Origin of the sequence: Actinomadura opuntiae, from assembly GCF_030283205.1 — a bacterium.
Lineage (GTDB): Bacteria > Actinomycetota > Actinomycetes > Streptosporangiales > Streptosporangiaceae > Spirillospora.
In genome coordinates, this window is the sequence record NZ_JASNWF010000014.1 from 249,025 (window position 1) to 261,904 (window position 12,880).

A 12,880-nucleotide genomic window follows, 5' to 3' on the forward strand; every position below is an offset into this window, starting at 1 on the left:
CCGGGGTCAGACGAACCGGGCGGCCATCGCGGTGAGGGTCTCGTCGGTCACCTCGGCCATGGGGCGGGGCGGGTCCTGCTCGGTCCAGGCGAGGGCGCCGACGCGCAGGGCCGTCATGAAGGCGGCGGCCATGACGAGGGCGCGGGTGGAGCCGGGCGGCAGGCCGTCGCGGTCGGCGATGAGGTCGGCGAGGGCGCGCTCGAACGTGGTGTAGTGCGCGAGCTGGCGGGCCAGGACGGACGGGTGGGCGCGGGCGAGCCGGGTCTGGGCGGCCCAGCGCGGGTCGGGTTCGCCGATCTCGCCGGCGAGGTCGTGGAACGCGCCGCGCAGCGCGGCCCAGGACGGCTCGCCGGGCGGCCGGGCGGCGAAGCGGTCGAGCAGGCCGCGCATGCGCTGCTCGTCGCCGTACAGGAGGGCGTCCTCCTTGCCGTCGAAGTAGTTGGAGAACGTGCGGCGGGACACGCCGGCGGCGTCGGCGATGGCCTCGACCGTGACGGCGTCCAGCCCGTGCTCGACGGCGAGGCGCATCGCGGCCTCGTGCAGGGCCGTGCGCGTCGCCTCCTTCTTGCGCTCGCGCAGCCCGCCGGCCGTGGTCTCCATGGTGTCCTCCAGCCTAGCCGGACGAGAATCTTTCTCGATGCGAAAACTTGCCCACTGGGAATAATGCGGGTCGCCGGCGCCTTGTAGAGGGCGTTCCCACTCACCACCGGAGGCGTCCCTTGACCGTGTCCGCCGACCAGCCGGCCCCGCCGGCGCCGTCCGCGACGATGTCGCGCAGATCGATCTTCGAGGCGCTCAGCGGCCTGATGCTGGTGCTCTTCGTCGCGATGCTGAGCGAGACCGTCGTGTCCACCGCCCTGCCGCAGATCATCGGCGCGCTCGAGGGCAGCCAGTCGCAGTACACCTGGGTCGTCACCGCGACCCTGCTGGTGGCGACGGCCAGCACGCCGATCTGGGGCAAGCTCGCCGACCTGTACGACAAGAAGAGGCTGCTGCAGGTCTCCATCGTCATCTTCGTCGTCGCGTCCGTCGCGTCGGGGTTCGCGCAGAACGGCGCGCAGCTGATCGTGGCGCGCGCCGTGCAGGGGCTCGGCGTCGGCGCGCTGCAGATCCTCGTCCAGATCGTCATGGCGGCGATGATCAGCCCGCGCGACCGGGGCCGGTACTACGGCTACATCGGCGCGGTCATGGCCGTCGCCACCGTCGGCGGCCCGCTGCTCGGCGGGCTGATCGTCGACACGTCCTGGCTCGGCTGGCGCTGGTGCTTCCTGATCGGCGTGCCGTTCTCCGTCGTGTCGTTCGCGCTGCTGCAGAGGACGCTGAAGCTGCCGGTCGTCCGGCGCGACGGCGTGAAGATCGACTACTGGGGCGCGACGCTGCTGGCCGGCGGCGTCAGCCTGCTGCTGATCTGGGTGACCTTCGTCGGCGACAAGTTCGCCTGGCTGTCCTGGCAGACCGGCGCGATGGTCGGCGCGGGGCTGCTGGTCCTCGCCGCCGCGGTGTGGGTCGAGTCGCGGGTCGCCGAGCCGATCGTCCCGCTCGGGATCGTCGCCCGCCGCAACACCGCGCTCGCCATCCTGGCCAGCCTCGCGGTCGGCATGGCGATGTTCGGCGGCGCGGTCTTCCTCGGCCAGTACTTCCAGATCGGCCGCGGCTACAGCCCGACCGAGGCGGGCCTGCTCACGATCCCGATGATGGTCGGCGTGCTCGGCTCGTCCACGATCGTCGGACGGCTCACCACCCGGACCGGCAAGGTCAAGTCCTACATCGTCACGGGCGCGGTCGTGCTGACCGCCGGGTTCGCGGCCCTCGCCACCATCGACCAGCACACCTCGCTGGTCTTCGTCGGGGCCGGGATGCTCCTGGTCGGCGCCGGGGTCGGGATGGCGATGCAGAACCTCGTCCTGGTCGTGCAGAACTCGGTGCACCTGAACGAGATCGGCGCGGCCAGCGGCACCGTCACGTTCTTCCGCTCGCTCGGCGGGACGATCGGGGTCTCGGTGCTCGGCGCCGTCCTGGCCAACCGGGTCTCGGACAACATCGCCCACGGGCTGTCGCGCATCGGCGTGAACCCGTCCGCGGGCGGCGGTGACGCCGGGAACCTGGACGTCGGCGCGCTGCCCGGCCCGATCCGGGAGATCGTGCGGGCCGCCTACGGCGACGCGACCGGGCACATCTTCCTGTTCTCCGCGCTGATCGCGGTGGTCGGGATCGTCGCGGCGGCGTTCCTCAAGCCGGTGACGCTGCGCGACAGCCTCGACCTGCCGGACGACGCCGCGCCCGCCGAGGTCCCGGCCGCGATGCCGGTGGCGGCCGGCAGCGAGACGGGGAGTCCGGCGATCCGGTAACCACCCTCCGAGTCAAGGGCCGACGGGCCGCCGCGGTGTACGCGGCGGCCCGTCGCCGTGACGCGTTGTCACGAGCCTGACAAGCCCCCGCCCGAACACCTGGGTTGAGTCGCAAGAGTCGCGCGGCCCGCCGTCCGTACGGTCGAAGCCCCACTGGACCACGCGTCGGACGACCGGGAGCGGCAGATGAGCGGACGATCGGAGTTCGGGCGGCGCACGGCGTCGGCCGCGCGGACGGGCGAGATGTTCGTCCGCAGCGGGCTGTGGCGCCCCGGGCCGCCGCTCCGGGTCGCCCGGCAGCTCGGCGCGCTGCGCCGCTGGGGCACCCTGCTCGGCGGGACCGTCGCGTCCGCCGCCGCCCGCGACCCCGACGCGGTCGCGATCGTCGACGACCACGGCGAGCTGACCTACGGGCAGGTCGACGCCCGCACCGACCGGCTCGCCGCCGCGCTCTCCCGGATCAACGCGGCGCCGCGCGTCGCGGTGCTGTGCCGCAACCACCGCGGCATGGTCGAGACGCTCGCCGCGTGCGGCAAGGCCGGCGCCGACCTCGTCATGCTGAACACCGGGATGAGCGCCGAGCAGCTCGCGGCGGTCGTCCGGCAGCAGGAGGCCGACGTGGTCATCGCCGACGCCGAGTTCTCCGGGTTCCTGTCCGCGCTGCCGAAGACGGTCCGCGCCGTCACCGCCGGGTCCCCGGACGCGGAGCTGGAGACGCTCATCGCCACCGCGCCCGCCGGGCCGGTCGGGCCGCCCGCCCGCACCGGCCGGACGATCGTCCTCAGCTCCGGCACGACCGGCCGCCCGAAGGGCGCCGACCGGCGCTCGCGCCCCGGCCTGCAACCGCTGACGTCGATCCTGTCCCGCATCCCGTACCGGGTGCACGAGCGGATGTTCATCGAGGCGCCGCTGTTCCACACCTGGGGCTACGCGATGCTCCAGGTCGCCGTGTCGCTGCGCGCGACGATCGTGCTGCGCGCCCGGTTCGACCCGGAGCTGACGCTGCGGACCGCCGCGGCGACCGGCGCGACGGCGCTCGTCGCCGTCCCCGTCATGCTGCAGCGGATCATGGAGCTGCCGGACGCCGTCCGCGCCGGGCACGACACGTCCGCGCTGCGGATCGCGGCCGTCAGCGGCTCGGCGCTGCCCCCCGCGCTCGCGACCGCGTTCATGGACGCCTTCGGCGACGTCCTCTACAACCTGTACGGGTCGACGGAGGCGTCCTGGGTCACCATCGCCACCCCCGCCGACCTGCGCGCCCACCCCGACACCGCCGGCACGCCGCCGCCCGGCACCAGGGTCGCGATCTTCGACGACGACGGCCGGCCCGTCCCGCCCGGCACCACCGGGCGCATCTTCGCCGCCAACGAGCTGCTCTTCGCCGGCTACACCAGCGGCGACACCAAGGAGATGCGCGACGGCCTGATGAGCCTCGGCGACCTCGGCCGCCTCGACGCCGACGGCCGGCTGTTCGTGCACGGCCGCGACGACGACATGATCGTCTCCGGCGGCGAGAACGTCTTCCCCAGCGCGATCGAGGAGGTCGTCGCGACGCTGCCGCAGGTCCGCGAGGTGGCGGTGACCGGCGTCCCGGACGAGGAGTTCGGGCAGCGCGCCGCCGCCTACGTCGTGCTGCGCGAGGGCGCGACCCTGGACGCCGACACCGTCCGCGCGACCGTCCGCGACCGCCTGGCCCGCTTCGCCGTGCCCCGCGACGTCCACTTCCTCGACGCCCTGCCCCGCAACGCCACCGGCAAGGTCGTCCGCCGCCACCTGGGGCATTGACGGCGTCGCCCTTGGCGTCAGGCGTCAGGCGCCAGGGCGCCTTCCTTTAGCAGTCCACCTCGAACCAGAGGCGGGTGCGGTGGGGGGTCTGGTCGAGGCCCCACTCGTCGGCGAGGGCGTCGATGACGGTGAGGCCGCGGCCGTGGTCGATGCGGCGGCGGCCGTGCAGGTCGTCCTGGACCGGGCCCTCGTCGGCGACCTCGACGCGCAGCCGGCGCCCGTCGGTCTCGACGGTGACGGTGATCGCGCCGCTGCCGTGCAGGACGGCGTTGGCGATCGCCTCGGCGGCCATCAGCTCGACGTCGTCGAGCGGCTCGTCCCGCGCGACGACCTTTGCGGCCAACTCGCGCACGGTCCGCCGCGCACGCCGGCCCGCCGCCGGGTCGCCGACGAACCCGAACGGTTCGCCGAGCCGTTCCATCGCAGTCACCGCATCACCACATCGAGTCGGAAGCGCACTGCAATCATTCACCTGCGGTGCGTGATCGGGCAATGCGCCGGACGGGCCGATCTCGGCCTTTTCCGGGACGCGGCCGCCGGACCGGACGCCGCGCACCGCGCCGGGGCGCGCGCGAGCCCGGCCGGGACCGCTCCAAAGCCCGGCGCTCGACCCTTCGGCGGGAGCCTACGGTATGGATCACCGCGCCATCGCCGCCTTGCGAAAATGGTGAACGGGCGCCGCCGCACCACTCACCCGTCCGCACACCGGGGCGGCGAAGTGATCGTCCGAACGCAGGGCGCGCACCGGCGGCCGCCCTCTAGCGTCGGCGCAGGCGACGGATGGCGAAGGGGCCGGGCTATGACGTTCTCACTGGAACTCGACGAGGAACTCCTCCAGATCCGCGAGTGGGTGCACGGGTTCGCGGAGGACGTGATCCGGCCCGCGGCGGCCGAGTGGGACGAGCGGGAGGAGACGCCCTGGCCGATCCTGGAGGAGGCCGCGCGCATCGGGCTGTACTCGCTGGACTTCTTCGCCTCGCAGTCGCTGTCGCCGAGCGGCCTCGGCATCCCCGTCGCGTTCGAGGAGCTGTTCTGGGGCGACGGCGGCATCGGCGAGGCCATCGCGGGCACCGGGCTGGCCGCCGCGGCGGTCGCCACCAGCGGGACGCCCGAGCAGGTCGAGGAGTGGCTGCCGGCGATGTTCGGCACCCCGGACGACGTCGCGGTGGCGGCGTTCTGCTCGTCGGAGCCGGGCGCGGGCAGCGACGTGTCGGCGATCCGCACCACCGCCGTGTACGACGAGGCGACGGACGAGTGGGTGCTGAACGGCACCAAGACGTGGGCGACGAACGGCGGCATCGCGGGCGTCCACGTCGTCGTCGCGTCGGTCGACCGGGAGCTCGGGTCGCGCGGACAGGCGAGCTTTGTCGTGCCGCCGGGCACGCCGGGGCTGGAGCAGGGGCAGAAGTTCCGCAAGCACGGCATCCGCGCGTCGCACACCGCCGAGGTGGTGCTCCAGGACGTCCGGGTCCCGGGCCGGTGCCTCGTCGGCGGCAAGGACCGGCTGGACGAGCGGCTCGCGCGCGCACGCGAGGGGCGGCGGGGGCGCGGGCAGGTGTCGATGAAGACGTTCGAGGCGACCCGTCCGGCGGTCGGCGCGTCGGCGGTCGGGATCGCCCGCGCCGCCTACGAGTACGCGCTGGACTACGCGCGCGAGCGCGAGCAGTTCGGCCGCAAGATCGGCGACTTCCAGGCCATCGCGTTCAAGCTGGCCGACTGCAAGACCGCGATCGACGCGTCCCGGCTGCTGGTGTGGCGGGCCGCCTGGATGGCCGCGCGGGGGATGCCGTTCGACAACGCCGAGGGGTCGATGGCCAAGCTGGTGGCGAGCGAGACGGCGGTGCGGGTGACCGACGAGGCGATCCAGATCCTCGGCGGCAACGGCTACACCCGCGACTACCCGGTCGAGCGGATGCACCGCGACGCCAAGATCTTCACGATCTTCGAGGGGACCAGCGAGATCCAGCGCCTCGTCATCGGCCGCGCCGTCACCGGACTGCCCGTCCGCTGAGCCCGCCCGGCGGTACTCACCTGGGCGCACAAAAGCGCCGGATTCTCCGTGTTCCGGGTCCAATCGCCGGACGCCTTCGCCGTGTCACCATCCGTTCCAACCGTGTTTATCGCCCGGTGAGCGGCTGCATAGGGGGTACCGCCCGCCGGGGCCGCCTCTGGCTCCGGTTCGGGGCCCACCCCCGGAGGTGCACCCGTGAACACCAGTGAGCTCGTCTGGGCCGCCGTCCTCGCCTGCACCGCGCAGGCCGTCTACTTCATCGCCTTCGTCCTGTTCAAGACGGCCGTCGGGCGGATCGGGCCGATCGGCGGCCGGCGCCCGCTGCACGCCGCCGGGCTGCTGCTGCGCAGCCCCCGCTGGGTCGCCGGGGTGCTGGTCGTCCTCGCCGGCTTCGCGCTGTTCGCCGGCGGGCTGATCAGCCTGCCGGTGGTCGCCGCCCTGCCCGCCTACGCGCTGAGCCTCGCGCTGCTGCTGGTCGTCGGGATGAGCGGGTTCGGCGAGCGGCCCACGTCCCGCGAGTGGCTGGCCGTCATCATCGTCGTCGCGGCGATGGCCACCGCCGCGCTGTCGGTGCTGCCCGCGCAGGGCGAGTCGCTCGCCGACGCCCTGCACCGGCCGGACGGCGCCGGCGCCGCGCAGGCGCTGCCGCTGTGGAAGGCCGGGCTCGTCTTCGTCCCCTCGCTCGGCCTGCCGCTGTGGATGTTCTTCCTGCGGGACCGTCCCGTCGCCGGACGGCACGCCCGGCCGATCACCGGCATCGCCTACGGTCTCGGCGCGGGCGTCCTCCTCGGCGCCACCGAGGTCTTCGGCCAGGGCATGGCGATGATGCTCGCCGGGCACCGCGGGACGGCCGTGCTGTCGTCCCCGCACCCGTACCTGTTCGTGCTCGCGGGCGTCCTCGGCCTCGGGCTGCTGTCCCTGGGACTGCAGCGCTGCCGGCTCACCATCATCGTCACCGTCGTGACCGTGACAGCGAAGACGCACCTGCTGCTGTCGGCGACCCTGCTGTACGGGGAGCCGTGGCCGCACGCGCCCGCGATGTTCCTGCTGCGGGTCGCGGGCGTCCTGCTGGCCGTGCTGGCGCTGCTGGCCTTCCCGCGCCACGAACGCCGCTCCACGCCGCGCCCATCTCGCCCCGCACCCGCCGCCCTCGCCGCACCAACGCCCGCGCGGCCTGCACCCGCGCCCACCGCGCCTGCGCCGCCCGCGCCTGCCGTGTCCGCGCCTGCCGTGTCCGTGCCTGCCGCGCTCGAGCGGCCTGCGCCTGCGTCCGCGCCGGTGGTTCGGGCGGCGCCGCGGCCGGTCGGGCGGTACGCCAGGACGGCCACCCGGTTCCCGGACGCCCCGTCCGCCTACCCGGAGTCGCCGCTGGAGAGCCCGCCGCCCGCCGGGTGGCCGGTCGTGCGGCCGGTGCGGCCGCCGGACAGTCCCGCGCGCTTCCCCGCGGGCGGGTGAGCCGTCACCGCCGGACGGCCGTCCAGGCGGTGGTCTCCAGGCGGCCGGTGTTGCCCAGGTCGAGCGGGCCGTTGGACGGGAGGACGACGACGGGCCGCCCCGGCGCCGGCCGGACCTCCAGGTAGCTGCCGTTGACGGCCACGGTGGTCGACTCGGTGACCAGGTTGCGCCAGACGATCACGATGCGGGCGGACGCGCCCGGCGCGACCGTCAGCGGCTTCGGCCCTGGGTCCTTGACCTCGCGCGTTCCATTGACGGGCCGCACGTCGAACGGCTGCCGGTCCTTGTCGAGGATGCGCAGCGCCGGGTAGCCGTTCAGCCTGTACGGCCGCGTCCCGCAGTTGTGCAGGTCGACGGCGGCCGCGCGCAGGCCCATCGCCGCGTCGGGGACGTCCATCGAGAGGCTGACGCCGTCCGCCGAGCAGGGCGTTCGCGGCGCGGGCGTGGGCGACCGCACGCTCGGAAGGGGAGACGGCCGGCTCGTCGCGGTACCGGGTACGGGCGGGACGCCGGACGCGCCGCCGGCCTCCGAACCGCAGGCCGCGGCGCCCAGCACGGCGGCCAGCGCTCCCGCCGCCACGGCAAGCCGCCACAGACCCCCCGAAGTACCGTCCATCCGCCGATCATTCCAGACGGACGCCGCGAAACGCCCTCCATGGGCGCATCGGCACACCATCGACACATCCGGCGGGGGCGCCGGCCCGGCGCCCCCGCCGGGCGGTCACTTGAGGCGGCGCAGCTGCGACGGCGGGTGGGAGACGGGCGTGGGGCGGCGCGGCCCGGCCGCCCCGGGGCGGCGGGAGCGCAGGAACGCGGCGCGCAGCGCCACCTCGATGCCGAACCGGGCCTCGGGGTCGTCGAGCTCCGCGCCGAAGGTCTGCTCGATCTTGCGCATCCGGTACCGGACGGTCTGCGGGTGGATGTGCAGCTGCTCGGCGATCTCGGCGGCGGTGCCGCGGGTGACCAGCCAGGTCCGCAGGGTCTCGGTGAGCCGGTCCTGCTGGCCGGGCGTCATGCCCTCCAGGATGCCGAGGCGGCGGCGGGTGAGCTGCTCGACGAGCGCCGGGTCCGACAGCAGCCAGAGCGTGACGAGGTTCTCCTCGCAGAGCACGATCGGCTCGTCGTCGAAGACGCCGTCGAGGGCCAGGGCGAGGGCCTGGCGGGCCCAGCGCAGCGAGTCGGCGGCCTGCGCGGGCGGCACGGTGAGGCCGACCGCGGCGCGGCGGCCCGGGACCGCGGCGCCCAGCATCGCGCGGCGCGCCTCGGTGAACGGGCCGGGCATCAGCAGGTGGGGCGCGTCGCACTCCAGGTCGGCGAGGACGTCCTCGTCCAGCGCCGTCCAGACGCAGCGGGCGTCGGGCTCGACGGCGACCAGGGTGACCTCGGCCGGAACGGTCCAGCCCGCGGTCTCGGCCGCCTCGGCGACGTCGCAGCCCGGCTCGTCCACGAGGCGGTGCAGGAGCCGGCGGCGCCGGTCGTCCATCGCGGGGATGGGTCGGGCCCTGGCCTCCAGGTAGCCCTCCAGCGAGAACGCGGCGAGCTCGTCGAGGTAGACGAACAGGGCGTCGGCGAGGCGGGACATGACGGCGGAGGAGATGTCGTGGCGGGGCGCGACCTTCATGACGCGCCGCCACGCGACCTGCCCGCCGATCCGGTAGGCGGCCTGGAGGCTGTCCATGCTGCGGCCCTCGTGCGCCTCGTACTGGCCGAGCATGCGGGCCGTGCCGGCGCAGCCGTCGCTGACGGGCGGCGCGCCGGGCGGCGCGGCCACGCGGTCGGCGAACGCCGACAGGCTGTGCTCCACGCTGATCCGCAGCACGTGCCCGTACGGCCCGTCGATCGGGCGGGCGTACTCGGGGATGGCGCGGCGGATCTCGGCGACGATCTCCTCGGCGAGGCTGGGCAGTTCGGGACGCATGATCCGGGCGAGCCGCGGCGGGAGCGGGGCCGAGCGCTCGGCGAGACCTCCATGGTCGAGGGTTCTGGTCATCGGGCACCTCCGTCACCGCGTTGCGCGGGGCCGGGGAGCGGGGGGTCGGGGCGGGGTCGCCCCTCCCGGCCCGGCCGGCGCGGGCGGCGGTAGTTCGAGACGGCGGACGGGGGTGGGACGCGCCGAGCGGGGACCCCGCGCGCCGTCCGTCCGCGGTCCAGGACGGTTCGACGGTACGCAGGGGGACCGGGGGCGTTCTGTAGAGGAAAGGAACAAATCCCGGTACGCGCTGCTCACCTGCTTATAACCGGGCGCCGGGAGCCGATGTGAGGCGCTGACCTGCCCGTCGTCGATAAAGTGCCGAATGACAGGTCATATCCCGATTATTTATCGCCGGGTGTTAGAAAATAATTCGGATTCGCCCCGCTCCGGCTCGGCCGGGGCGGGGCGGATCGCGCGGCGGTCAGGCGCAGAAGGCGGTGTCGGCGGCCTTGGCGAGGTCGGCGCGGAACGTCTCGTCGTCCTCGTACTTCGTCTCGTTGTAGGTGATGATCGCCTGCCGGCGGCCGTCGGCGCTGGTGTAGGTCCAGGTCCGGTAGCCGGGGAAGCCGCCGTCGTGGCCCCACCCGTATCCGCAGGAGAACGCGATGCGGGCGGCGCCGAGGCCGTAGTCCTCCACGACGCCGTCGTCGTTGACGGGGCGGACCGTCCGCAGCTCGCGCATCTGCTTCGCCGGCAGCAGCTTCCCGGTGAACAGGGCGCGGTGGAAGCGGGCCACGTCGTCGACGGTGCTGACGATGCCGCCGGCCGTGCGGGCGCTCGACGGGTTGATCAGCGTGCTGACGTCGCCGTAGTCGGCGTAGTAGCCGTGCACGTACGGGCCGGGGAACGCCGGGTCCGTCGTGGGGTAGTAGGTGTGCCGCAGCCGCAGCGGCGTGAAGATCCGCCGCTGGAACTCGTCCCCGACCCGGTGCCCGGTCGCCTTCTCGATGATCATTCCGGCGAGCATGTAGTTGGTGTTGGAGTAGTTCCAGGCCGTGCCCGGCGCGTACAGCGGCGGCTTCTCCATCGCGATCGCGACCAGCTCCTCGGGCGTCCAGGTGCGGGACGGGTCGGTCATCACGCGCGGGTCGGACGTGTAGTCGTTCAGCCCGCTGGTCTGCGCGAGCAGCTGCCGGACGGTGATCTTCGAGCCGTCGTTGCCGTTGGCCCGCACCAGGCCCGGCAGCCAGTGCTCGACGGTGTCGTCCAGGGACAGCCGGTGCTCGGCGGCGAGCTGGAGCACGACCGTCGAGGTGAACGTCTTGGTGACGCTGGCGACGCGGAACAGCAGCCGGGCGTCCATCGGCGCGCCGGTCGCCTTGTCGGACACGCCGGAGGTGACGTGCGCGACGCGTCCGCCGCGCCGCGTCAGGACGATCACGCCGGGCGCGCCGTCCGCGACCAGCTTGTCCGCGCGCTGCTGCACCTTCGCGTCCAGCCCCCGGCCGTGCGAGCCGGGCCGGGCGGCGGGCCCGGCGGCGGCGTTCGCGGCGGGCACGGCCGCGGCGGTGAGCGCGGCGCCGGCCAGCGCGGTGGACAGGACGCGGACCATCATGCGTGCCATGGGGTTCTCCTCGGCGGCTCGGAAGCTGATGTGTCAACACTCCCGGCGCGGCGGCCGCGCCGCATTGGCCCTGGGCCCCGTCTCGGGGGTGTACCTGCCGACACCTCCCCGGCCGCCCGCCCACGGGTTATATTCGACGAACTATCCAATAGCGGGAGGTGCGTCGTGCCGGACACCGAGATCGCGATCATCGGGGCCGGGCTGAGCGGGATCGGGATGGGGATCGCCCTGCGGCGCGCGGGCATCGACGACTTCGTCGTCCTCGAACGCGCCGGCGACATCGGCGGGACGTGGCGCGACAACGTCTACCCGGGCGTCGGCGTGGACGTGCCCGCGCAGGCGTACCAGTTCAGCTTCGCGCTCAACCCGCGCTGGAGCCGGGTGTTCGCGCCCGGCGCCGAGGTCAAGGAGTACCTCGACGCGCTCGCCGACCGGTACGGGCTGCGCCGCCGCATCCGCCTGCACACCGAGGTCACCGAGCGCGTCTGGGACGAGGACGGCCGGTTCTGGCGGCTCCGGACGCCCGCCGGCGAGATCACCGCGCGGTTCGTGGTCAGCGCGATCGGCGCGTTCGTCGATCCGAGACCGGCCGACATCCCCGGCATCGACGACTTCACGGGCACGGTGCTGCGCTCGTCCTGCTGGGACCGCGGCCACGACCTCGCCGGCAGGCGGGTCGCGGTCATCGGGACGGGGGCCAGCGCCGTCCAGATCGTCCCGGAGATCGCGCGCCGCACCGCGCGGCTCGACGTCTACCAGCGCACCCCGATCTGGGTCGGCCCGAAGCTGGACGCGCCCATCCCGCGCCCGCTGCGGCGCCTGTTCCGCCGCGCGCCCCGCGTCCAGGAGGCGGTGCGGCGGGTCGCGACCCGGAGCGTCGAGATGGTGCTGATCGACCTGGTCGTCGGGCACGGCAGAGCGCCGTGGGTCGCGCACGGCGGCGCGCGGCTGGCGCGATCGGTCTGGTACCGGACGCAGGTCAAGGACCCGGACACCCGCCGGAGGCTCACCCCCGGCTACGGCCTCGGCTGCAAGCGCCCGTCCGTCTCCAACACCTACCTCAGGACGTTCAACCGCCCGGACGTCGCGCTGGTCACCGACCCCATCGACCGCGTCACGCCGACCGGCGTCCGCACGGCGGACGGCCGGGTGCGGGAGGTGGACGCGATCGTCCTCGCGACCGGGTTCCGCCTGGCCAGCGACCCGGAGGTGTTCCGCCGGACGCCGGTGCGCGGCCGCGGCGGCTTCGACCTCGCGACGTTCTACACCGAGCACCGGCTCGCGTCCTACGAGGGGATCAGCATCCCCGGGCTGCCGAACCACTTCATGATGTTCGGGCCGTACGGCTGGGTCGGCGGCACCTGGCACCAGCTCGTCGAGACCACCTCGACCCACGTCGTGCGCGTGATCCAGGAGGCGCGCCGCCGGGGCGCGACCGCGGTCGAGGTGCGGCCCGAGCCGACCGAGCGCTGGACGCGGCGCATGCGCGAGCGCCTCGCCGGATCGCTGTGGGCGACCAACGGCTGCGCCACCGCCAACAGCTACTACTTCGACCACCACGGCGACACGCCCTACCTGAGGCCGACGAGCGCCGCGCAGGCCGCCCGCGCCGCCCGCACCTTCCCCCTGGACGACTACACCTACACGACACCGGCTTCGCCCGCGTAGAGGCACGGCGGCCGCCCGGTCAGGGGATCCTCGGCCCTCGGGCCGAGCCGCCGCTTCCCGGGCCAAGCTAAGGTCGC

10 protein-coding genes are annotated in these 12,880 nt (G+C 74.1%); 5 read left to right on the forward strand and 5 right to left on the reverse strand.

Going from position 1 to position 12,880, the window contains the following annotated elements:
• Positions 1–6: 6 nt before the first annotated feature.
• A complete protein-coding gene (locus tag QP089_RS29420; protein ID WP_285915807.1) occupies positions 7–600 on the reverse strand; it encodes a TetR/AcrR family transcriptional regulator in 594 nt (197 codons plus the stop codon).
• Between the two features lie 125 nt (positions 601–725).
• On the opposite strand from QP089_RS29420, the gene QP089_RS29425 reads away from it, so the two are divergent.
• Both QP089_RS29425 and QP089_RS29430 read left to right on the forward strand, forming a co-directional pair.
• Positions 726–2,348 (forward strand): MDR family MFS transporter, encoded by a 1,623-nt coding sequence (locus QP089_RS29425; RefSeq protein ID WP_512699686.1) that lies wholly within the window; start codon positions 726–728, stop codon positions 2,346–2,348.
• 186 nt (positions 2,349–2,534) lie between these two features.
• Positions 2,535–4,133, forward strand: a complete 1,599-nt coding sequence (locus tag QP089_RS29430) for an AMP-binding protein (protein ID WP_285915809.1) — start codon at positions 2,535–2,537, stop codon at positions 4,131–4,133.
• 46 nt (positions 4,134–4,179) lie between these two features.
• On the opposite strand, the gene QP089_RS29435 is transcribed toward QP089_RS29430, so the two are convergent.
• Positions 4,180–4,554 (reverse strand): ATP-binding protein, encoded by a 375-nt coding sequence (locus tag QP089_RS29435; RefSeq protein ID WP_285915908.1) that lies wholly within the window; start codon positions 4,552–4,554, stop codon positions 4,180–4,182.
• 378 nt (positions 4,555–4,932) lie between these two features.
• Here QP089_RS29435 and QP089_RS29440 point away from each other — a divergent pair, with 378 nt between their 5' ends.
• Positions 4,933–6,144 (forward strand): acyl-CoA dehydrogenase family protein, encoded by a 1,212-nt coding sequence (locus tag QP089_RS29440; RefSeq protein WP_285915811.1) that lies wholly within the window; start codon positions 4,933–4,935, stop codon positions 6,142–6,144.
• Positions 6,145–6,339: 195 nt separating this feature from the next.
• Complete coding sequence (locus tag QP089_RS29445) at positions 6,340–7,599, forward strand: hypothetical protein (protein WP_285915812.1); 1,260 nt, start codon at positions 6,340–6,342, stop codon at positions 7,597–7,599.
• Positions 7,600–7,603: 4 nt separating this feature from the next.
• Here QP089_RS29445 and QP089_RS29450 read toward each other — a convergent pair whose 3' ends face one another.
• The 3 genes from QP089_RS29450 to QP089_RS29460 form a co-directional block, all read right to left on the reverse strand.
• A complete protein-coding gene (locus tag QP089_RS29450; protein WP_285915813.1) occupies positions 7,604–8,215 on the reverse strand; it encodes a DUF4232 domain-containing protein in 612 nt (203 codons plus the stop codon).
• A 105-nt stretch (positions 8,216–8,320) separates the two neighbouring features.
• Complete coding sequence (locus QP089_RS29455) at positions 8,321–9,589, reverse strand: PucR family transcriptional regulator (protein ID WP_285915814.1); 1,269 nt, start codon at positions 9,587–9,589, stop codon at positions 8,321–8,323.
• 403 nt (positions 9,590–9,992) lie between these two features.
• Positions 9,993–11,135, reverse strand: a complete 1,143-nt coding sequence (locus QP089_RS29460) for a serine hydrolase domain-containing protein (protein WP_285915815.1) — start codon at positions 11,133–11,135, stop codon at positions 9,993–9,995.
• 165 nt (positions 11,136–11,300) lie between these two features.
• Here QP089_RS29460 and QP089_RS29465 point away from each other — a divergent pair, with 165 nt between their 5' ends.
• Positions 11,301–12,803 (forward strand): flavin-containing monooxygenase, encoded by a 1,503-nt coding sequence (locus QP089_RS29465; RefSeq protein WP_285915816.1) that lies wholly within the window; start codon positions 11,301–11,303, stop codon positions 12,801–12,803.
• Positions 12,804–12,880: the final 77 nt, after the last annotated feature.

Bases quoted from the DNA above. Each gene is read 5' to 3' on its own strand.
- QP089_RS29455 (WP_285915814.1), bottom strand. From the start codon at position 9,589: ATGACCAGAACCCTCGACCATGGAGGTCTCGCCGAGCGCTCGGCCCCG.
- QP089_RS29460 (WP_285915815.1), bottom strand. From the start codon at position 11,135: ATGGCACGCATGATGGTCCGCGTCCTGTCCACCGCGCTGGCCGGCGCC.
- QP089_RS29450 (WP_285915813.1), bottom strand. From the start codon at position 8,215: ATGGACGGTACTTCGGGGGGTCTGTGGCGGCTTGCCGTGGCGGCGGGA.
- QP089_RS29420 (WP_285915807.1), bottom strand. From the start codon at position 600: ATGGAGACCACGGCCGGCGGGCTGCGCGAGCGCAAGAAGGAGGCGACG.
- QP089_RS29440 (WP_285915811.1), top strand. From the start codon at position 4,933: ATGACGTTCTCACTGGAACTCGACGAGGAACTCCTCCAGATCCGCGAG.
- QP089_RS29435 (WP_285915908.1), bottom strand. From the start codon at position 4,554: ATGGAACGGCTCGGCGAACCGTTCGGGTTCGTCGGCGACCCGGCGGCG.
- QP089_RS29430 (WP_285915809.1), top strand. From the start codon at position 2,535: ATGAGCGGACGATCGGAGTTCGGGCGGCGCACGGCGTCGGCCGCGCGG.